This is a genomic window from Pseudomonas sp. G(2018), from assembly GCF_005502415.1.
GTDB lineage: Bacteria > Pseudomonadota > Gammaproteobacteria > Pseudomonadales > Pseudomonadaceae > Aquipseudomonas.
This window is the reverse complement of the sequence record NZ_SCOO01000004.1, coordinates 223,056-241,270: the sequence shown is the minus strand read 5'-3', so window position 1 is coordinate 241,270 and position 18,215 is coordinate 223,056. Positions and strand designations below refer to the sequence as shown.

The following is an 18,215-nucleotide window of genomic DNA, read 5'->3' as shown; positions in this document are numbered from 1 at the left end:
TCAGTAAAACATCGAACGCGTTTCTTCCAGGTCGGCGCACATCACCTTGTTGTCCGGATCGATCCCGAGCTTGATGAAGGCCGGCACGCTGAAAGGATCAATGCGCGAGATCGGGTGATCGGTGTCTTTGTGGCAATACAGGCTGGCCACTTGCACCAGGTCGACGTAATCGATCTGCCCGGACTGTCGCTTGAAATTCAGATACAGCTGCGGCACTTGCACCAGCATGTCCGGAAACTCCCAAACCCTGAGCAGCTTGTCGCCGAGCAACGGGTGAATGTGATCGATCACATGGTTGAGGCTGACCGGGTCCGACAGCAGTTCGTAGTGATCTTCGGCGTAGGTCAGGATCGGCAGTACACCGATCTGATGCACCAACCCGCCAAGGGCTGCCTGATCGGGCTTGAGCTGGGTATAGCTGCGGCACAACGCATAACTGACGCCGGCGATTTCCAGACTCTTGCGCCAGACTTCGCGCATCTTCTGTTCCACTACTTCGGAACGGGCATGGAAAATCTGCTCCATGACCAGGCCGATGGCCAGGTTGCTGCTGTAGTTGATGCCCAGGCGTGTGATCGCCGTGTGCAAGTCGGTGACTTCCTGGGTGGCGCGCAGCAAGGGACTATTGACCACTTTGATCAGGCGCGCCGACAGCGCGGCATCGCGGCCGATCACTTTGCTCAGGGTGCTGATGCTGATTTCCGGATCTTCAGCGGCCTTGCGAATCTGCAAAGCCACTTCCGGTAATGTCGGCAGGACCAGGTCATCATTATCGATGGCCTCAACCAAATCCCTCTGGACCTTTTCCGCCAGCTCACTCATTTCGTTTCTCTAGGTGTCGCAAAAAAATACTGCGGTTAACGCTGGATTTCGCGGTCGCGGTCCAGTTGGTAAGGCAGGTCGAGCAAGTGCAGGGCAGGGCCATCAAGCGCGCCGACGTGGATATCACCGGCCTCGGCCGCTTCGGCTTGCAACACCGCCAGCAGTTCGATGTGCTGACCGGTACTGGCAGCCAGCACCACTTCACCGATCGAACTGGCGTGGCTTGGGGAAAACAGTTGGGTACCGGGTTCCGGCAGTTCGCTGGCATCCAATCGCACGCGATACAGGCGACGCTTGAGTTTTCCCAGGTACTGCATGCGCGCGACGATTTCCTGGCCGGTGTAGCAGCCTTTTTTGAAACTCACGCCACCGACGGCTTGCAGATTGAGCATTTGCGGGATGAACAACTCGCGGGTGCCTGGCATCACCTGGCCGATTCCGGCGCGGACCTGGCCCAGCAGCCATCGGTTCAGATCACCTTCCGCCAGCAGGGCGGACAGTTTGCCCTTGATGGCATCGGCTTGATCGGCGGCGACCCAGAGTTCGGCCCGTTCAGGTGAAACACGAATGGCGATCAGTCCGTCGTGGCGCGCAACGCTGTCGGTTTCTGCCGGCAACCCAAGCCCAAGGCTATTGAGTGCTGCATCGCCCTGTTCAACGCCGAAGCGAACCCAGGCGGCGCTTTCGTCGGTCAACTTGGACTTGGAGAACACCGCGTACTTCTTCAGGTCCGCCAATTGCGGTTCCAGCAGTTCGCGGGCCATGGCCAGGAGTACACCATCGCCTTCGAGCAGAATGCGGAAGCTCGATTGCATCCGGCCTTTCTGCGTGCAGCGCGCACCGAGGCTGGCCTGGGTGTCGCTCAGGTAATTGAGATTGCAGGTCAATTGGCCTTGCAGGAACTTGCCGGCGTCCGCGCCGCGGACCGCCAGAACACCTTCATGAGACAGCGTGCAGAAAAAAGCAGAATCGGCCATGGGTCATCGCAGGGTAAAGAGTCTGGCGGACATGATAAGGGGGCGCCCTCGAAATGGGTAGTTCACAAAGGATCGTCGGTGACCGACCAAAGCCGACTGTTCGATGAGGCGCGGGGCTGTATACTTGCGGCCTATTTGAGGAGCGCTCCATGGTCGAAGATGTTGAACTGAATCGCCTCTACTGGCACAGCCGCCGCGGCATGCTTGAGCTTGACGTGTTGCTGGTGCCGTTTGTGAAAGAGGTCTATCCGCACCTCAACGAAGTGGATCGCGCCTGCTACGTCAGGTTGCTCGAATGCGAAGATCAGGACATGTTCGGCTGGTTCATGGAGCGTGCCGAATCGGAAGATCCGGAGCTTCAGCGCATGGTTCGCATGATTCTGGATCGTGTCCAGCCCAAGTAATTCGTTCGAATGCCGCTGGCATGCCTCACGGCATTTGCTGGCGGCCTATCTTTTGGCCCAGTTGTCTGTGCTGGGTTCGTTTTTTTTGCTTTCCATTCCGCTTTGGACTTGTTTGTTCGGTGCTTTTTGTTGCCTGTTGCACGCCGCCTGGACGCTGCCGCGTCAGATACTGCTGACGCATCCACACGCGTTCCGTGGCTTGCGGCGCGACGCCGAGGGCTGGCAGTTGTGGAGTCAGGCAGCGGGGTGGCAGCCGGTACAGTTGAGACCGGACAGCCTGGCGTTGCCATGGGGCGTTGTGCTGCGCTTTCGTTTGCGCGGTGAGCGGCGAGTCAGGGCCATTTGCGTGCCCCGGGATTCGCAGGCGACGGATCTGCACCGACGCCTGCGGGTCCGGCTCAAGTTCAGTCGGCGTAGGTGGGCGGCACCAGAATAGTGTCCAGGGCCACTGGCAACATGTTCGGGTAGTCGAGTGTGTAATGCAGGCCGCGACTTTCCTTGCGCTCCATGGCTGAGAGGATCATCAGTTCGGCGACCTGGGCCAGGTTACGCAGTTCGATCAAGTCCCGGCTGACCTTGTAGTTGCTGTAGAACTCGTCGATTTCGTCGAGCAGCAGGCGTACTCGATGCTGGGCCCGCTGCAAGCGCTTGTTGGTACGCACGATGCCGACGTAGTCCCACATGAAGCGCCGCAATTCATCCCAGTTGTGCGCAATGATCACGTCTTCATCAGAGTCGGTCACCTGGCTCGCGTCCCAGGCGGGCAGGGCGACAGGGGTTGAAACCTGCGGCAGCTGCTCCATGATGTCCGCCGCCGCCGAACGGGCGTAAACAAAACATTCCAGCAAAGAGTTACTGGCCATGCGATTGGCGCCGTGCAGGCCCGTGAAGCTGGTTTCGCCAATCGCGTACAACCCCGGCACATCGGTGCGGCCTTGCTGGTCGACCATGACGCCGCCACAGGTGTAGTGCGCCGCCGGCACCACTGGAATCGGTTGTTTGGTGATGTCGATGGAAAACTCGAGGCAGCGTTCGTACACGGTCGGGAAGTGCGACTTGATGAACGCTTCGGATTTGTGACTGATGTCCAGGTAAACGCAATCGACGCCCAGACGCTTCATTTCATGGTCGATGGCCCGTGCGACGATGTCCCTCGGGGCGAGTTCGGCCCTTGGATCGAAGCGCTGCATGAAACGCTCGCCGTTGGGCAGTTTCAGGTGCGCACCTTCGCCGCGCAGGGCTTCGGTGATCAGGAAGCTCTTGGCTTGCGGGTGATACAGGCAAGTGGGGTGGAACTGGTTGAATTCCAGGTTTGCCACCCGACAGCCCGAACGCCAAGCCATAGCGATACCGTCACCGCACGCACCGTCGGGATTGCTGGTGTAGAGGTAGACCTTGGCTGCGCCGCCGGAAGCGAGGATCACGAAACGGGCGCCGTAGGTGTCGACTTCGCCGGTGCCACGGTTGAGTACATAGGCACCCAGGCAGCGCTCGCCCTCGAGTCCGAGGCGTTTTTCCGTAATCAGGTCGATAGCCACCCGCTGTTCCAGCAGTTCGATGTTCGGCCGCTGTGTGGCTTGGGTCAGTAGTGTCCTGAAAATGGCCGCCCCGGTGGCATCGGCGGCATGAATGATCCGTCGATGACTGTGGCCGCCTTCGCGAGTCAGGTGGAATTCGAATCCGCCATCCTCAGTGCCGGACTGTTCATCGCGGGTAAAGGGTACGCCCTGATCGATCAGCCATTGAATCGCTTCTTTACTGTGTTCGACGGTAAAACGCACAGCGTCTTCGTGGCACAGGCCACCGCCGGCATTAAGAGTGTCGTCGACGTGGGATTCGACAGTGTCGGTGTCGTCCAGCACGGCAGCAACGCCGCCCTGGGCCCAGAACGTCGAGCCGTTGGCGAGGTCGCCTTTGCTCAGTACGGCGATGCGTAAATGACCGGGTAAGGTCAGCGCAAGGCTCAAGCCGGCAGCACCGCTGCCAATTACCAGAACATCGTGTTGAAACTGTTGGCTCATTTCAGGATTCCGCTCAAGGCGACCCGGGTCGGGGGAGGCGCTGGACATCTGGACATGCAAGGTCAGGCAACCGCACAGCCCACTAGTATATAGAGGGGGGGAGCGGCACAATAGCCGGGTCCATATGGCATTGTGAAACTACTGTGACGGAAAAAACCGGACGCTTCGTCGGATGGATACTTGGTCGGTTCGGCGACAAGAGGACTGTATCGCGGATTTAACAGTCTTTTTCGCTTCACGGTTGCACAATGTCGGTTTCGCGCAGCTATAAATATTTGGAACTTTTGCCAAAGGCCCAAGATCAATAGACGGTTGCCTGATAAAAGGGACAGTGTCGGTTTCAGTGGAGGATCTGCAGCTGGATCCTTGTCGCGAATCCGATGACAAGATTATTCGCGCAGCCGGGGCATCTCGCGCTGCGCTTTTCGTGCGTGCCGGTTCAGAGGCCGCAGGAAACTTGCCTGGAGGGGGAGAACTTTTGCGAAAAGCCCGAGTCTATGTTTGCAAGCCCGGTCGTTTAGTGATGCAAGCCTCCTCCGAGCTTATCGAGGAGTGTTCATGCTAACCCAGGAAGAGGATCAGCAGCTGGTCGAACGCGTTCAGCGCGGCGACAAGCGTGCTTTTGATCTGCTAGTGCTGAAATACCAGCACAAAATTCTCGGGTTGATCGTGCGTTTCGTGCACGACACCCATGAAGCCCAGGATGTGGCGCAGGAAGCCTTTATCAAGGCGTATCGCGCACTTGGAAATTTTCGCGGAGACAGTGCGTTTTATACGTGGCTTTACCGCATCGCCATTAATACGGCGAAAAACTATCTGGTTTCACGCGGCCGTCGGCCGCCGGATAGCGATGTCAGTTCCGAGGATGCAGAGTTCTACGATGGCGATCATGGCCTCAAGGATCTCGAGTCGCCAGAACGAGCTTTGCTGCGGGATGAGATCGAAGGCACCGTCCATCGAACCATTCAGCAACTGCCGGAAGATTTGCGTACGGCTTTAACTTTACGTGAATTCGATGGTCTGAGTTACGAGGACATTGCGAGCGTCATGCAATGTCCGGTGGGCACCGTGCGCTCCCGGATCTTCCGCGCCCGGGAGGCCATCGATAAAGCCCTGCAGCCGTTGTTGCAGGAAAACTAAAGACAGCGGCGACAGCCAAGAGAGGAACGCCATGAGTCGGGAAGCCCTGCAGGAATCGCTGTCCGCAGTGATGGATAACGAAGCGGACGAATTGGAATTGCGTCGGGTGCTGAGTGCCTGCGACGATGTTGAAACCCGTGAAACCTGGGCTCGTTATCAGATCGCTCGGGCAGCGATGCACAAGGATCTGTTGCTTCCACGCTTGGATATCGCAGCGGCCGTTTCTGCAGCCCTGGCTGACGAAACCGTTCCGGCAAAAGTCTCCCGTGGTCCATGGCGCAGCCTGGGTCGCCTGGCAGTGGCTGCTTCGGTGACCGTTGCCGTACTGGCAGGTGTTCGCCTGTACAACCAGGATGAGATTGCTGGTGTAGAACTGGCGCAGCAGTCCACCCAACAGAATCTGGCCGCTCCTCAAGTAAAAGGCCCGGCTGTTCTGGCAGGCTATAATGAGGGTTCGGAAGCCACTGGCCCTATGGCCAACGGCGTATTGCAAGGTCAGCTGGGCTGGCACGATCAACGTCTGCCGAGCTACTTGCGCCAACACGCTCAACAGGCTGCACTGAAAGGTACTGAGAGCGCTCTGCCTTACGCTCGTGCAGCAAGCCTGGAAAACCGTTAAGGAGGATCATGCGCGCCATACCTCTACTTTCGCTTCTGCTGAGTGGCTGGTTTGTTGTTCCAGCCCACGCCGATGAAGCCCAGGACTGGTTGACCCGTCTTGGTCAGGCCGAGCAGCAGCAAAGCTTTCACGGTACTTTTGTCTACGAGCGTAACGGTAGTTTTTCTACCCATAACATCTGGCACCGCGTCCAGGATGGCAAGGTCCGCGAGCGTTTGCTCCAGCTCGACGGCTCAGCACAGGAGGTCGTACGCATTGATGGACATACTCAATGCGTCAGCGGCACTCTGATAGCCGGGCTGGGGGATTCGCCAAACTCTGCAGCTCGTACACTCGATCCACAAAAGCTCAAGAACTGGTATGACCTTGCTGTCATCGGCAAGTCGCGCGTGGCTGGGCGTGCGGCAGTGATTATTTCACTGACGCCTCGCGATCAACACCGTTACGGGTTTGAACTGCATCTGGATAAAGAAACCGGCCTGCCGCTCAAGTCGTTACTTCTAAACGACAAGGGACAGTTGCTGGAGCGCTTCCAATTCACGCAACTCGATACCGTCGATGTTCCCTCAGACAGTGATTTGCAGCCTGGCACTGATTGCAAGCCAATCAACCTCGCCAGCGACAAGGCTTCGGCGATCAAAGCCGCACAGGTCTGGCATTCGGATTGGTTGCCTCCCGGCTTTGAGCTGACCAGCAGTTCGGCACGCAAGGATCCGCAAACCAAAACCCAGGTCAGTAGCCTGCTCTATGATGATGGCCTGGCGCGTTTTTCGGTGTTCCTGGAGCCTTTGAATGGCGCCGCCGTCACCGACACCCGAACTCAGTTGGGTCCCACCGTTGCGGTTTCCCGGCGCTTGACCACGCCACAAGGCGAGATGATGGTGACCGTGGTAGGCGAAATTCCGGCTGGCACCGCGGAACGAATTGCGTTATCCATGCGTACTGATGCCGCTGCCAGCAAGCAGTGAGCTGAAATCGAAATGTTTCGTGAGCATTTCAAGTTGCAAATCCCTCCCAAATTTTTTATAGGTCAGAGCCCCTCGGCTCTGGCCTTGTTTGTTGTTCCCGGAACAAAAATACCGGCGTATCTTTCCCGGTGTTCCTTGATCCATATCGCTTAACCATGCTCGTCGTAACGGGAGCCGTATGTCGATACCACGTTTGAAGTCTTATCTCTCCATTTTTGCCACCGTGCTGGTTCTCGGTCAGGCGGTCGCTGCACAAGCGGTCGAATTGCCTGACTTCACGCAGCTGGTCGAGCAAGCTTCGCCGGCAGTTGTGAACATCAGTACCACGCAGAAACTGCCGGACCGCAAAGTGAACCAGCAGATGCCCGATCTCGAAGGCTTGCCGCCGATGCTGCGCGAGTTTTTTGAGCGTGGTATGCCTCCACAACCGCGCACCCCTCGCGGTGATCGTCAGCGTGAAGCCCAGTCCCTGGGATCGGGTTTCATCATCTCGCCTGACGGCTATATCCTGACCAACAACCACGTGATTGCCGATGCCGACGAGATTCTCGTCCGTCTCGCTGACCGCAGCGAAATGAAGGCCAAGTTGATCGGTACCGACCCGCGCTCCGACGTGGCACTGCTGAAAATCGAAGGCAAGGATCTGCCGGTGCTGAAACTCGGCAAATCCCAGGATCTGAAGGCTGGCCAATGGGTCGTAGCGATCGGTTCGCCATTCGGCTTTGACCACACGGTGACCCAAGGTATCGTCAGTGCCGTCGGCCGCAGCCTGCCGAACGAAAACTATGTGCCGTTCATCCAGACCGACGTGCCGATCAACCCGGGTAACTCCGGTGGGCCGCTGTTCAACCTGAATGGCGAAGTGATCGGGATCAACTCGCAGATCTACACTCGTTCCGGCGGCTTCATGGGTGTGTCGTTCGCGATTCCTATCGACGTGGCCATGGACGTTTCCAATCAGCTGAAAAGCGGTGGCAAAGTCAGTCGTGGCTGGTTGGGCGTGGTGATCCAGGAAGTGAACAAGGATCTGGCCGAGTCGTTCGGCCTGGATAAACCGGCCGGTGCACTGGTCGCCCAGATCCAGGATGACGGCCCGGCAGCCAAGGGTGGCCTGCAAGTTGGCGACGTGATCCTGACCATGAATGGTCAACCCATCGTGATGTCCGCCGATCTGCCACATCTGGTGGGTGCGCTGAAGGCAGGCTCCAAGGCCAATCTGGAGGTGATCCGTGAGGGCAAGCGCAAGAACGTCGAGCTGACGGTCGGCGCCATTCCAGACGAGGACAAAGAGCTGGGTGTGCTATCGAAATCGGGCGTCGAGAGCAGCAGCAATCGTCTCGGTGTTTCCGTCGTCGAGCTGACCGCGGAACAGAAAAAAACCTACGACCTCAAAGGCGGTGTGGTGATCAAGGAAGTTCAGGACGGTCCTGCCGCCATGATCGGCTTGCAGCCGGGCGATGTCATTACTCACCTGAATAATCAGGCCATCGAATCCACTCAGCAATTCACCGACATCGCCAAGGCGCTGCCGAAGAATCGCTCGGTGTCGATGCGGGTTCTGCGCCAAGGTCGCGCCAGCTTCATTACGTTCAAACTGGCTGAATAATCCGGTTGCTGGCTGAATAAAAAACCGCCTCGAAAGAGGCGGTTTTTTTGTGCCTGAAATCAATGATTTCCGAAGCCGTCAGCCCATCATGTCCTTGATCATCCGCTCCTGTTCCATCAACTCTCGTTGACGGGCATCGATTCGCGATGACAGCGGGAAGTTGCTGCCAGCCTTGCGTTTGGCGAAATCCAGTTGCTGGATAGCCTGGCGATAGTCACCGACCAGGGCGAAGTACTCGGCACGTGCCTGATGCAGGCCGATGATATTGCCTGACAGGCCACGAGTCTCGGCCACCTGGTACCACACGTCTGGATCGTCCGGACGCGACTTGAGCAGACCTTCCAGTGCTTTTTCGGCATCGGCGGCGCGGTTCTGTTTCAGTAGCAGGTCGACGCGCACCTGGTTCAGCGGATAGTTGCCGGGGTACTGGGTCAGCATGCGGTCTACCCGGGTTTGCGCGTCTGCCAGGCGATTGTTGGTGATGTCCAGATCGATTTGCGCGAGGTTGTAAATGATCTCGTTTGGCGATTTGGCCAGCAGTAGCTTTAGATTTCCCCGTGCTTCATTCAACTGCCCGCCCTTGATCTGGGCGATTGCCAGGCCGTAGCGAGCGACATCGCTTTTCGGATTTTCATCCAGTTGCGCTCGAAAACGCTTGGCGCCCAATCCAGGGGTTTCCTCATAGATCAGTTGAACCCGTGCGCGAATCAGCTGATAGCGCAGGGTATCTTCGATACCGCCCGATTTGGCCTGTTCAGCGCGGTTGCGGGTGTCGGCAATACGCGATTCCGTCACCGGGTGAGTCAGCAGGAATTCCGGTGGCTTGGCGTCGAATCGGTATTGGCGCCCCAGGCGTTCGAACATTGAGGGCATCGAGCGCGGGTCGTAACCGGCCTTTTCCAGATTGAGGATGCCGATACGGTCGGCTTCCTGTTCGTTCTGGCGCGAGAAACGCCGCTGTTCCTGAATTGCTGCAGCCTGTGTACCCGCAATGGCGGCGATCCCGGCATCGCCGGCACCGGCCGCGGCAATCACGATCCCGGCCAGCAGCGCGGCCATCATCGGCACTTGCATGCGCTGTTGGGCTTCTACGCCACGGGCAAAGTGGCGCTGCGACAAGTGAGCCAATTCGTGAGCCAGTACCGAGGCATATTCGCCTTCAGTCTGGGCATTGAGGAACAAGCCACCGTTCACCCCGACAATCCCGCCCGGCGCCGCAAAGGCGTTGAGTTGCGGGCTGTTGATCAGAATGAACTCCAGGCGCCGGTCATTGACCTGGCTGGTCTCCACCAGCCGGTAGACGCTGGATTCGACATAGTCCTTGAGCTGGGGGTCGTTGAGCTGCGACACCTGGCTGCGCAACAGTGCCAGCCACGCGCGGCCCAACTGATATTCCTGCTGCGGCGAGACGATGGCAGAACTGGCGTCACCGAGTGACGGCAGGTCGTCGGCGAAGCCCGGTGAGGCGAGCAGGCAAGCGAGCGTCAGCAGGGTAGGGCGCAAAAAAGTCATGCACAAAGCCTTAGTCGACAAAGACCTTACTGTAGCCGGACACCAGCCTCGCGACCAGATATTCTAGGCCGCTCAACCACCTGAACCGGAGTGATGCAATGACCGACGCTGTAGCCCATGACGTTGAACTGGACGCCAGTGGCTTGAATTGCCCGTTGCCGTTGCTCAAGGCCAAGATGGAACTTAACCGGATGGTCAGCGGTGCGGTACTCAAGGTGATTGCCACTGATGCGGGCTCACAGCGTGATTTTCGCACCTTTGCCCGATTGGCCGGTCATACGCTGCTTCGTGAAGAAGATGAAGCGGGCGTGTACCGCTATTGGTTGAAAAAAGCCTGAAACCTGCGGCATTTGTTCTTAAGGATTATTGATGTTCAAAGTGTTACGCGACTGGATTCAGCGCTACTTCTCCGATGAAGAGGCCGTGGTTCTGGCGGTTCTGCTGGTCCTGGCGTTCACCGCCGTGCTGACCCTGGGCGGTATGCTGGCGCCTGTACTGGCCGGGATGGTGCTGGCGTACCTGATGCAAGGGCTGGTGCTGACCCTGGAACGCCTGCGTGTACCGGGCGGGGTGGCGGTGGGGCTGGTCTTTGCGTTGTTCATGGGCGTGCTGCTGGTGTTCATCGTGGTTGTGGTGCCGCTGCTCTGGCATCAACTGATCACCTTGTTCAACGAGTTGCCCGGCATGCTCGCCAAGTGGCAGTCGCTGTTATTGCTGCTGCCGGAACGCTATCCGCATCTCGTGTCCGACGAGCAGGTGCTGCAAGCCATCGAAGTGGCGCGGGGCGAGATTGGCAAATTTGGGCAGTGGGCGCTGACGTTCTCGCTGTCGAGCCTGCCGCTGCTGGTCAACATCATGATCTATCTGGTGCTGGTGCCGATTTTGGTGTTTTTCTTCCTCAAGGATCGGGCGATGATCGGTCAATGGGTGCGCGGCTACCTGCCTCGCGAGCGAGCGCTGATCACCCGTGTCGCCCATGAAATGAACCGGCAGATCGCCAATTACATTCGCGGCAAGGTCATCGAGATCTTCATTTGTGGTGGTGTGACTTACATCGCCTTCGTCGTTCTGGAACTCAACTACGCGGCGCTGTTGGCGTTGCTGGTCGGTGTGTCGGTGGTGGTGCCCTACGTCGGGGCCGTGGTGGTGACCGTTCCGGTGCTTTTGATTGCGCTGTTCCAGTGGGGCTGGAGCGATCAGTTCATCTATTTGATGGCGGTCTACGGGATCATCCAGACGCTGGACGGCAACGTACTGGTGCCGCTGCTGTTTTCGGAAGCGGTCAACCTGCACCCGGTGGCGATCATCTGTGCAGTGTTGTTGTTTGGCGGGTTGTGGGGGTTCTGGGGGGTGTTCTTCGCGATTCCCCTGGCGACCCTGTTCAAGGCCGTGCTGGACGCGTGGCCGCGCAAAGAGCCAGTAGTTGCGCCGTTGTTGTAACGGGGGGGGGGCTCTGATTTGTTTGGTGAGGTGGGTGGCCTCTTCGCGAGCAGGCTCGCTCCCAAAGGTACGTTTGCGGTGAACGCAGCACCAATGTGGGACCGAGCCAGCTCGGGAAGGCGCCTGAGCAGGCGCCCGATCAATCAGGCCTTGTTCAGCGCCTGAGCAGCCGCCAACACCGCATCAACATGTCCCGGTACCTTCACACCGCGCCATTCCTGACGCAGCACGCCATTCTTGTCGATCAGGAACGTGCTGCGATCCACGCCCATGTATTCCTTGCCGTACAGCTTCTTCAATTTGATCACGTCAAACAGCTGGCAAAGCGCTTCTTCCTTGTCGCTGATCAGCTCGAACGTGAACGCCTGCTTGGCCTTGAAGTTCTCATGGGATTTCAGGCTGTCGCGGGAAACGCCGAACACTTCGGTATTGGCTGCTTTGAAGGCTTCAAGCTGGTCGCGAAAGCCCTGGCCTTGAGTGGTGCAGCCCGGCGTGCTGTCCTTCGGATAGAAGTAGATCACCACCTGCTTACCTTTGAGTGCCGCCAGGCTGACGGTTTGCCCGCTGGTGGCGGGGGCGTCGAAGTCGGCAACCGGTTGATCGATGGCAACGGCCATGAAAGCTTCCTTACATTGGGTTTTGTGGGCGCCACGGTTCGATCAGGGCATCCAGGTTCAGCGCGTCGGCGAAATCCAGGAACTGATCGCGCAACCAGCTGATCTGCACGCCGGCCGGCAGGGTCACGGTGAAGGTGGCATTGAGCATGGTGCCGCCGGTTTGCGGAGCCTGATACGTGTCGCAGGTCAGGTTTTCCAGCTCGACGTTGTGGTCCATGAAGAACTGGCACAGCTCGTTGATAATGTCCGAGCGGTAAGCCGAACTGACATAGGCGACGTACGGCAGGGCCTGGGGACGGTTCTCCAGGGCCGCGCTGCGCACCACGTTGACCGTGAAGGCGTGCCGTTTTGCCAGTACTGGCAGGCTGCCTTCCAGGCGTGCCAGGGCGTCCCAGCTGCCGGAGACTTCGAGGACCAGCGCACTGCACTCGCCGTGACGGGTCAGGCGAGAGGTGACCACGGCGCAGCGGTTTTCATGGCTGGCGCGGCACAGGACGTTAGTCAGCTCCATGGGGTTGGCGCCGAGGGCACTGATGACAAGGAATTGTTCGCGAACTGTGGGGGTGGACATGCAGCATTCCTAAAGCGATGAGCGGTCGGTACTTCTATCGGCTTGTTTTGCCGGGGGCGAGCCTGCGGATGCGAATTCAGAAAGTCCCGGGCGCAGGTTGCAACGTGCTCCAGTATGGCAGGAGCGGGCGGTGGCAACGCTGGAATGGGGCTTGTGATGCCGAAAATGGAGGCTGAAACCCGACGTACGAGCTTGTCAGTACCGATCAAAGTCTGAAGGGTAGCGAAAAGCGACGCCAAGGGGAATGGCGGCAGCGCAGTACTTCGCTTGTACAAGCATCTTGGCGCCAGTACCATTACGGCTCTCTTTTTCCGGCAGGAGCGGTTGCATGATTGCGGGCAGTATGGTGGCACTGGTCACACCCATGGATGCACAAGGTAATCTCGACTGGGACAGCCTGAGCAAACTGGTGGACTTTCACCTGCAAAACGGCACCCACGCCATCGTGGCGGTCGGCACTACAGGTGAATCGGCCACCCTCGATGTGAACGAACACATTGAAGTGATCCGGCGCGTAGTGAAGCAGGTCAATGGTCGCATTCCGGTGATCGCCGGTACCGGCGCAAACTCGACGCGCGAAGCCATCGAGCTGACTACCAACGCGAAGAACGCCGGCGCCGACGCCTGCCTGCTGGTCACGCCGTACTACAACAAGCCGACCCAGGAAGGCTTGTACCAGCACTTCAAGGCCATCGCCGAAGCCGTCGATATCCCGCAGATCCTCTACAACGTGCCTGGTCGCACCGCGTGCGACATGCAAGCCGAGACAGTGATCCGCCTGTCGACCGTCAAGAACATCATCGGTATCAAGGAAGCCACCGGCGACCTGAAGCGTGCCAAAGCCATCATCGACGGTGTCAGCAGCAATTTCCTGGTGATCTCCGGTGACGATGCCACCGCAGTCGAGCTGATCCTGCTGGGCGGCAAGGGTAATATTTCGGTCACCGCCAACGTCGCCCCGCGCGAAATGGCCGACCTGTGCATCGCGGCCCTCAACGGCGATGCCGAGAAGGCGCGTGCCATTCATGAAAAGCTGATGCCGCTCAATAAAACCCTGTTTATCGAATCCAACCCTATCCCCGTGAAATGGGCGCTGCATGAAATGGGCTTGATGCCGGACGGTATCCGTCTGCCGCTCACCTGGCTCAGCGCCGAATGTCACGAACCGCTGCGGCAGGCCATGCGCCTGTCCGGTGTCCTGGTTTAATTGAGGAAGTACTACGCATGAAGCGAATGGCCGGACTTTCCGCACTTGCCTTGATTATCTCCAGCACCAGTGGCTGCGGATGGATCTGGGGCCCGGAAGGTTATTTCCGTGACCGTGGTAGCGATTACCTGGAAGCGCAACAGACTGCACCGATGCAACTGCCACCGGATGTCAGCACCGCCAAGCGTCTGGATCCGCTGTTGCCGATCCCGCGCAACGTGGCCGATGACACTGCCAAGGGTGAGTATGTCGTTCCTCGGCCACAGCCATTGTCGGCCGGAGCCGACGCCAGTGCTTACTCCCTGCAGAAGAGCGGCGATTCGCGCTCCATCCTGGCGCAAAACCCGCCTGCAGAAGCTTGGCCAGTGGCCGTGCAGTTCTTCCAGGACAACGGTTTCCGCCTGGACGAGCAACGCCCGCAAACCGGTGAATTCACCACAACCTGGCAACATTCGGACGAACTGTCGGCAGCCATGGCCAAGCGCCTGAGCGCGGCAGGTGTCAGCACCGATAGCGAAATCCGCGCTCGGGTGCGTGTCGAGCCAGGTGTGCAGCGCAACACCAGTGAAATCTATGTGGTCACCGCCGAACGTCCTGCCGGCAGCATCGCCGACGTGGCCTTCACCAATCGTTCGGTCAACACCGGACTGGACGCGGCACTGGTCGACGACATGCTCGCAAGCATGAGCCGCATCTCGGAGAAGGGCGGTTCGGTCTCGATGCTGGCCTCCCGTGACTTCGACACGCCGAGCCGTGTCAGCCTGAACGTCGATGGCAGTGGCAACCCTGTCCTGAACGTCGGTTCCGACCTGGATCGTGCCTGGTCGAGCGTCGGTCGTGCACTGGAGCAGGGCGAATGGCGTGTTGAAGACATCAACCGCAGCCTGGGCCTGTACTACATCAACCTGGCTGAAAAGGCCGAGAAGAAAGACGACAAACCAGGCTTCTTCAGCAGCCTGTTCGGCAGTGCGCCGAACAAGGAAGAAGTTGAAGCCCGCGCCGAGCGTTATCAGGTTCGCCTGAGCAAGGTGGGCGATAGCGTTCAGGTCACTGTCGAGAAGAACATCAACACCGTGGCGCCGGCTGACGTGGCGCGCAAAGTGTTGACCGTGATTCAGGACAATTTGGGCTGATCACATGCGTTTTGCCGTTCTCGGCAGCGGTAGCCAAGGGAACGGCACGCTGATAGCCAGCGCTGATACGTACGTGCTGGTGGATTGTGGTTTTTCCCTGCGGGAAACCGAAAAACGCCTGTTGCGCCTGGGTGTGAACCCTGCGCAGCTGAGCGCGATACTCGTGACCCACGAACATGCCGACCACGTGCATGGCGTGGGTTTGCTGTCTCGGCGCTACAATCTGCCTGTCTACCTCAGTCGCGGCACCTTGCGCGGGATGCGCAAACCCATCGAACCCGCGGGCTTTCTGGCGGGCGGTGAGCAACTGCAGATCGGCGACTTGAGCATTGGCGTCATTGCCGTGGCCCACGATGCGCAAGAACCGACGCAATATGTATTCAGTGACGGTCAGCGGCGCTTCGGCCTGTTGACCGACCTGGGCTCGTATTGCAGCAAGGTACTGGACGGCTATCGGGATCTCGATGCATTGATGATCGAGGCCAACCATTGCCGTGACAGGCTGGCTCGCGGTCACTACCCGTACTTTCTCAAGCAGCGGGTGGGTGGTGAACTGGGACATTTGAACAACCATCAGGCGGCATTCCTGGTGGCCGAGTTGGGCTGGCAAGGCCTGCAACATTTGGTCCTGGCCCATCTGAGCAGCAAGAACAACCTGCCGCAGCTGGCCCGGCAATGTTTTGTCGACACCCTCGGGTGCGACCCGGACTGGCTGCAACTGGCCGATCAAGATTCAGGGCTCGACTGGCGACATATCGCCTAGCCCATCTACTTAGCAAGCGGAGCCCATCATGGAAAAACGTGAAGAACTCTACCGCGGCAAAGCCAAGTCGGTTTACAAGACCGACGACGCTGACCGCTTGATCCTGCTGTTTCGCAACGACACCTCGGCGTTCGACGGCAAGCGCATCGAGCAGCTCGACCGCAAAGGCATGGTGAACAACAAGTTCAACGCCTTCATCATGCAGAAACTCGAAGCAGCCGGCGTGCCGACTCAATTCGACAAACTGCTGGGCGACAACGAGTGCCTGGTGAAGAAGCTGGACATGATCCCGGTCGAGTGCGTCGTGCGTAACTACGCTGCCGGCAGCCTGGTCAAGCGCCTGGGTGTCGAAGAGGGCATGAAGCTCAACCCTTACACCTTCGAACTGTTCCTGAAGGACGACGCCAAGGGCGACCCGTTCATCAACGAATCCCACGTCGTGGCATTCGGCTGGGGCACCGCTGAGCAACTGGTTCGCATGAAAGAACTGTCGCTCAAGGTCAACGAAGTGCTGACCAAGCTGTTCGACGACGCTGGCCTGCTGCTGGTGGACTTCAAGCTGGAATTCGGCGTGTTCAGCGACGGCTCCATCGTGCTGGGCGACGAGTTCAGCCCGGACGGCTGCCGCCTCTGGGACAAGGACACCAAGAAGAAAATGGACAAGGACCGCTTCCGTCAGGGCCTCGGTGATGTCATCGAAGCCTACGAAGAAGTGGCCAAACGTCTGGGCGTACCGCTTTAACCGACGCAAGCATCTGATAGCACAGAAATATTTCGCGAAAGGGGGTTCGCTTCCGGCGAAAGTGTTGTTATGATGCGCGCCGTTGGAGAGATGCCAGAGTGGCCGAATGGGACGGATTCGAAATCCGTTGTACCTTCACCGGTACCTAGGGTTCGAATCCCTATCTCTCCGCCATACATTGAAAAGCCCCGTAGCTGAAAAGCTACGGGGCTTTTTTGTTGTGCGTGTCTTCCTGCGATCCAGGCTTCCCCCCCCCGAAATACCCCCTGACACTCAATCACTCCCTCCCCAAAAAATCCTCCTCTACTCTGTTTTTCGCAGATCACTGATCTGCTCATAACCAGTAATCGCAAGGAGCGAACAATGTATTTTGAGATTTACAGGCAAACCCGTGGCACCGTTCAGCATGGTAAGGGCCAATGGCGGTGGCGTTTGCGGGCGGGGAATCATGAAACGGTTGCCAGTGGCGAAGCTTACGTCAACAAGTCTGACTGCGTGCATGCCATCAGTTTGATCAAGGGGACTTGCGATCGGACCCCGGTCAAGGAGATCTAGGCTTCATGTGATGAAGCTGCTCAATCAGAGCGGCTTCGTTTCAGTCGGGCGCTCTCAGTGAGTATTTTCGGATTAAACGCAAATGCTTGAGGCGATTCGCTCAGGTTGCATAGACGCCGATTGCGACACCTCCCTAAACTGTCGGCAGTTAAAGGGCGCGGGGCCAATGGATGAATCGCAACGAACTACGCAAGGCCGACATCAACCTGATGGTGGTGTTTGAAACGCTGATGCTAGAGCGCAATGTCACCAAGGTGGCGAAGAAGTTGTTTCTCGGTCAGCCCACCATCAGTTCGGCGCTCAACCGCTTGCGTACGATGTTCAACGATCCGTTGTTCATTCGCGTCGGCCACCGCATGGAGCCGACGGCGCGGGCCGAGGAGATCTTTCGGCACCTGTCGCCGGCGCTGGATTCGCTGTCGGTGGCATTGAGCCTGACCCACGATTTCGACCCGAGCAGCAGCACGATGACCTTTCGCATCGGTATGTCGGACGATGTCGAATATGCGCTGTTGCCGCCCTTGCTGCGCGCGTTGCGCCAGGAAGCGCCGAAGGTGGTGTTCGTGGTGCAGAGTGTCGATTATTGGCGGATTCCCGACTTGCTGGCGGCGGGAGATATCACGGTCGGTATCACCCAGACGCGCGGTCTGCCGGCCAATGCCAAACGCAAATTGTTGCGGCACATCCATCCTTCCGTGCTGCGTGCCGATGCCTCCGATACGCCGCTGACCGTCGATGAATATTGCTCGCGCCCGCATGTGCTGGTATCGCATATCGCCAATGTCAGCGGTTTCGCCGATGAGTGGCTGGCGCAGATCGGCCGGTCGCGTCAGGTCGTGCTGTCGGTGCCGCAATACAGTTCGTTGCCGGCGTTGCTGGCCGGTACTGACCTGATTGCCAGCTTGCCGGATTATACCGCCGAGGCGATGGCGGCATCGGGGCAGTTGTTCAAGGAACCGTTTCCGTTCAAGACCCCGACCCTTGAGTTATCCATGGTCTGGCTCAGTCATGTCGACAGCGATCCTGCCGAACGCTGGCTGCGTTCACGACTTGAGGCGTTCATGGGGGAGCGCAATCTGTTCTCGCTGCCCCCCCAGTGAACAGGGTAGCTTTGTGAT

20 protein-coding genes and 1 tRNA gene are annotated in these 18,215 nt (G+C 58.5%); 15 read left to right on the top strand and 6 right to left on the bottom strand.

The window, feature by feature from the left end:
* A complete protein-coding gene (locus FFS64_RS06220; protein WP_137804628.1) occupies positions 1-822 on the bottom strand; it encodes an HDOD domain-containing protein in 822 nt (273 codons plus the stop codon).
* 35 nt (positions 823-857) lie between these two features.
* Positions 858-1,799, bottom strand: coding sequence for a folate-binding protein YgfZ (locus FFS64_RS06215; protein ID WP_137804627.1), 942 nt, complete (start codon positions 1,797-1,799; stop codon positions 858-860).
* 149 nt (positions 1,800-1,948) lie between these two features.
* Between FFS64_RS06215 and FFS64_RS06210 the strand changes: the two genes are divergently transcribed.
* The gene (locus FFS64_RS06210) at positions 1,949-2,203 is read left to right on the top strand and encodes a succinate dehydrogenase assembly factor 2 (RefSeq protein ID WP_007898624.1); all 255 of its coding nucleotides are present in this window, start codon (positions 1,949-1,951) and stop codon (positions 2,201-2,203) included.
* Positions 2,187-2,639: a protein YgfX gene (locus FFS64_RS06205; protein ID WP_137804626.1), complete on the top strand. Its 453-nt coding sequence runs from the start codon at positions 2,187-2,189 to the stop codon at positions 2,637-2,639. The genes FFS64_RS06210 and FFS64_RS06205 overlap by 17 nt, the downstream gene beginning before the upstream one ends.
* Here FFS64_RS06205 and nadB read toward each other — a convergent pair.
* On the bottom strand, positions 2,608-4,224 hold the full coding sequence (gene nadB, locus FFS64_RS06200; protein WP_137804625.1) for an L-aspartate oxidase: 1,617 nt from the start codon (positions 4,222-4,224) through the stop codon (positions 2,608-2,610). The two genes, FFS64_RS06205 and nadB, sit on opposite strands and share 32 nt — an antisense overlap.
* A gap of 558 nt (positions 4,225-4,782) precedes the next feature.
* Between nadB and rpoE the strand changes: the two genes are divergently transcribed.
* The 4 genes from rpoE (at position 4,783) to FFS64_RS06175 (ending at position 8,557) form a co-directional block, all read left to right on the top strand.
* Complete coding sequence (gene rpoE, locus FFS64_RS06195; RefSeq protein WP_003172477.1) at positions 4,783-5,364, top strand: RNA polymerase sigma factor RpoE; 582 nt, start codon at positions 4,783-4,785, stop codon at positions 5,362-5,364.
* Between the two features lie 31 nt (positions 5,365-5,395).
* On the top strand, positions 5,396-5,983 hold the full coding sequence (locus FFS64_RS06190; protein WP_137804624.1) for a sigma-E factor negative regulatory protein: 588 nt from the start codon (positions 5,396-5,398) through the stop codon (positions 5,981-5,983).
* Positions 5,984-5,991: 8 nt separating this feature from the next.
* Complete coding sequence (locus tag FFS64_RS06185; RefSeq protein WP_137804623.1) at positions 5,992-6,951, top strand: MucB/RseB C-terminal domain-containing protein; 960 nt, start codon at positions 5,992-5,994, stop codon at positions 6,949-6,951.
* Positions 6,952-7,129: 178 nt separating this feature from the next.
* Positions 7,130-8,557: a DegQ family serine endoprotease gene (locus tag FFS64_RS06175; RefSeq protein WP_137804621.1), complete on the top strand. Its 1,428-nt coding sequence runs from the start codon at positions 7,130-7,132 to the stop codon at positions 8,555-8,557.
* A 78-nt stretch (positions 8,558-8,635) separates the two neighbouring features.
* Here FFS64_RS06175 and FFS64_RS06170 read toward each other — a convergent pair whose 3' ends face one another.
* Positions 8,636-10,069: a M48 family metalloprotease gene (locus FFS64_RS06170; RefSeq protein WP_137804620.1), complete on the bottom strand. Its 1,434-nt coding sequence runs from the start codon at positions 10,067-10,069 to the stop codon at positions 8,636-8,638.
* 98 nt (positions 10,070-10,167) lie between these two features.
* On the opposite strand from FFS64_RS06170, the gene FFS64_RS06165 reads away from it, so the two are divergent.
* Both FFS64_RS06165 and FFS64_RS06160 read left to right on the top strand, forming a co-directional pair.
* The gene (locus FFS64_RS06165) at positions 10,168-10,407 is read left to right on the top strand and encodes a sulfurtransferase TusA family protein (protein ID WP_095195482.1); all 240 of its coding nucleotides are present in this window, start codon (positions 10,168-10,170) and stop codon (positions 10,405-10,407) included.
* Between the two features lie 31 nt (positions 10,408-10,438).
* On the top strand, positions 10,439-11,509 hold the full coding sequence (locus FFS64_RS06160; RefSeq protein ID WP_137804619.1) for an AI-2E family transporter: 1,071 nt from the start codon (positions 10,439-10,441) through the stop codon (positions 11,507-11,509).
* Between the two features lie 143 nt (positions 11,510-11,652).
* Here FFS64_RS06160 and FFS64_RS06155 read toward each other — a convergent pair whose 3' ends face one another.
* Entirely contained in the window at positions 11,653-12,126 is a 474-nt protein-coding gene (locus tag FFS64_RS06155) for a peroxiredoxin (RefSeq protein ID WP_137804618.1), read from the bottom strand.
* 10 nt (positions 12,127-12,136) lie between these two features.
* Positions 12,137-12,697 carry a glycine cleavage system protein R gene (locus tag FFS64_RS06150; RefSeq protein ID WP_056856013.1) on the bottom strand — a complete coding sequence of 187 codons (561 nt, stop codon included), beginning with the start codon at positions 12,695-12,697 and terminating at the stop codon, positions 12,137-12,139.
* Between the two features lie 328 nt (positions 12,698-13,025).
* On the opposite strand from FFS64_RS06150, the gene dapA reads away from it, so the two are divergent.
* From dapA to FFS64_RS06110, 7 genes are all read left to right on the top strand, one after another.
* Positions 13,026-13,904, top strand: coding sequence for a 4-hydroxy-tetrahydrodipicolinate synthase (gene dapA, locus FFS64_RS06140; RefSeq protein WP_095195485.1), 879 nt, complete (start codon positions 13,026-13,028; stop codon positions 13,902-13,904).
* A 17-nt stretch (positions 13,905-13,921) separates the two neighbouring features.
* Complete coding sequence (bamC, locus tag FFS64_RS06135; RefSeq protein ID WP_137804617.1) at positions 13,922-15,037, top strand: outer membrane protein assembly factor BamC; 1,116 nt, start codon at positions 13,922-13,924, stop codon at positions 15,035-15,037.
* A gap of 4 nt (positions 15,038-15,041) precedes the next feature.
* The gene (locus FFS64_RS06130; RefSeq protein WP_137804616.1) at positions 15,042-15,800 is read left to right on the top strand and encodes an MBL fold metallo-hydrolase; all 759 of its coding nucleotides are present in this window, start codon (positions 15,042-15,044) and stop codon (positions 15,798-15,800) included.
* Between the two features lie 28 nt (positions 15,801-15,828).
* Positions 15,829-16,542: a phosphoribosylaminoimidazolesuccinocarboxamide synthase gene (gene purC / locus FFS64_RS06125; RefSeq protein WP_095195488.1), complete on the top strand. Its 714-nt coding sequence runs from the start codon at positions 15,829-15,831 to the stop codon at positions 16,540-16,542.
* An 84-nt stretch (positions 16,543-16,626) separates the two neighbouring features.
* Positions 16,627-16,716, top strand: a tRNA-Ser gene (locus tag FFS64_RS06120).
* A 189-nt stretch (positions 16,717-16,905) separates the two neighbouring features.
* Complete coding sequence (locus FFS64_RS06115; RefSeq protein ID WP_137804615.1) at positions 16,906-17,097, top strand: DUF1508 domain-containing protein; 192 nt, start codon at positions 16,906-16,908, stop codon at positions 17,095-17,097.
* Positions 17,098-17,267: 170 nt separating this feature from the next.
* Complete coding sequence (locus FFS64_RS06110; RefSeq protein ID WP_137804614.1) at positions 17,268-18,197, top strand: LysR family transcriptional regulator; 930 nt, start codon at positions 17,268-17,270, stop codon at positions 18,195-18,197.
* The last annotated feature ends 18 nt before the right edge of the window (positions 18,198-18,215 follow it).

What these genes read in the sequence shown, in the direction of transcription:
- FFS64_RS06220 (WP_137804628.1), bottom strand. Translation starts at nt 822, where the DNA reads ATGAGTGAGCTGGCGGAAAAGGTCCAGAGGGATTTGGTTGAGGCCATC.
- FFS64_RS06215 (WP_137804627.1), bottom strand. Translation starts at nt 1,799, where the DNA reads ATGGCCGATTCTGCTTTTTTCTGCACGCTGTCTCATGAAGGTGTTCTG.
- FFS64_RS06210 (WP_007898624.1), top strand. Translation starts at nt 1,949, where the DNA reads ATGGTCGAAGATGTTGAACTGAATCGCCTCTACTGGCACAGCCGCCGC.
- nadB (WP_137804625.1), bottom strand. Translation starts at nt 4,224, where the DNA reads ATGAGCCAACAGTTTCAACACGATGTTCTGGTAATTGGCAGCGGTGCT.
- rpoE (WP_003172477.1), top strand. Translation starts at nt 4,783, where the DNA reads ATGCTAACCCAGGAAGAGGATCAGCAGCTGGTCGAACGCGTTCAGCGC.
- FFS64_RS06190 (WP_137804624.1), top strand. Translation starts at nt 5,396, where the DNA reads ATGAGTCGGGAAGCCCTGCAGGAATCGCTGTCCGCAGTGATGGATAAC.
- FFS64_RS06185 (WP_137804623.1), top strand. Translation starts at nt 5,992, where the DNA reads ATGCGCGCCATACCTCTACTTTCGCTTCTGCTGAGTGGCTGGTTTGTT.
- FFS64_RS06175 (WP_137804621.1), top strand. Translation starts at nt 7,130, where the DNA reads ATGTCGATACCACGTTTGAAGTCTTATCTCTCCATTTTTGCCACCGTG.
- FFS64_RS06170 (WP_137804620.1), bottom strand. Translation starts at nt 10,069, where the DNA reads ATGACTTTTTTGCGCCCTACCCTGCTGACGCTCGCTTGCCTGCTCGCC.
- FFS64_RS06165 (WP_095195482.1), top strand. Translation starts at nt 10,168, where the DNA reads ATGACCGACGCTGTAGCCCATGACGTTGAACTGGACGCCAGTGGCTTG.
- FFS64_RS06160 (WP_137804619.1), top strand. Translation starts at nt 10,439, where the DNA reads ATGTTCAAAGTGTTACGCGACTGGATTCAGCGCTACTTCTCCGATGAA.
- FFS64_RS06155 (WP_137804618.1), bottom strand. Translation starts at nt 12,126, where the DNA reads ATGGCCGTTGCCATCGATCAACCGGTTGCCGACTTCGACGCCCCCGCC.
- FFS64_RS06150 (WP_056856013.1), bottom strand. Translation starts at nt 12,697, where the DNA reads ATGTCCACCCCCACAGTTCGCGAACAATTCCTTGTCATCAGTGCCCTC.
- dapA (WP_095195485.1), top strand. Translation starts at nt 13,026, where the DNA reads ATGATTGCGGGCAGTATGGTGGCACTGGTCACACCCATGGATGCACAA.
- bamC (WP_137804617.1), top strand. Translation starts at nt 13,922, where the DNA reads ATGAAGCGAATGGCCGGACTTTCCGCACTTGCCTTGATTATCTCCAGC.
- FFS64_RS06130 (WP_137804616.1), top strand. Translation starts at nt 15,042, where the DNA reads ATGCGTTTTGCCGTTCTCGGCAGCGGTAGCCAAGGGAACGGCACGCTG.
- purC (WP_095195488.1), top strand. Translation starts at nt 15,829, where the DNA reads ATGGAAAAACGTGAAGAACTCTACCGCGGCAAAGCCAAGTCGGTTTAC.
- FFS64_RS06115 (WP_137804615.1), top strand. Translation starts at nt 16,906, where the DNA reads ATGTATTTTGAGATTTACAGGCAAACCCGTGGCACCGTTCAGCATGGT.
- FFS64_RS06110 (WP_137804614.1), top strand. Translation starts at nt 17,268, where the DNA reads ATGAATCGCAACGAACTACGCAAGGCCGACATCAACCTGATGGTGGTG.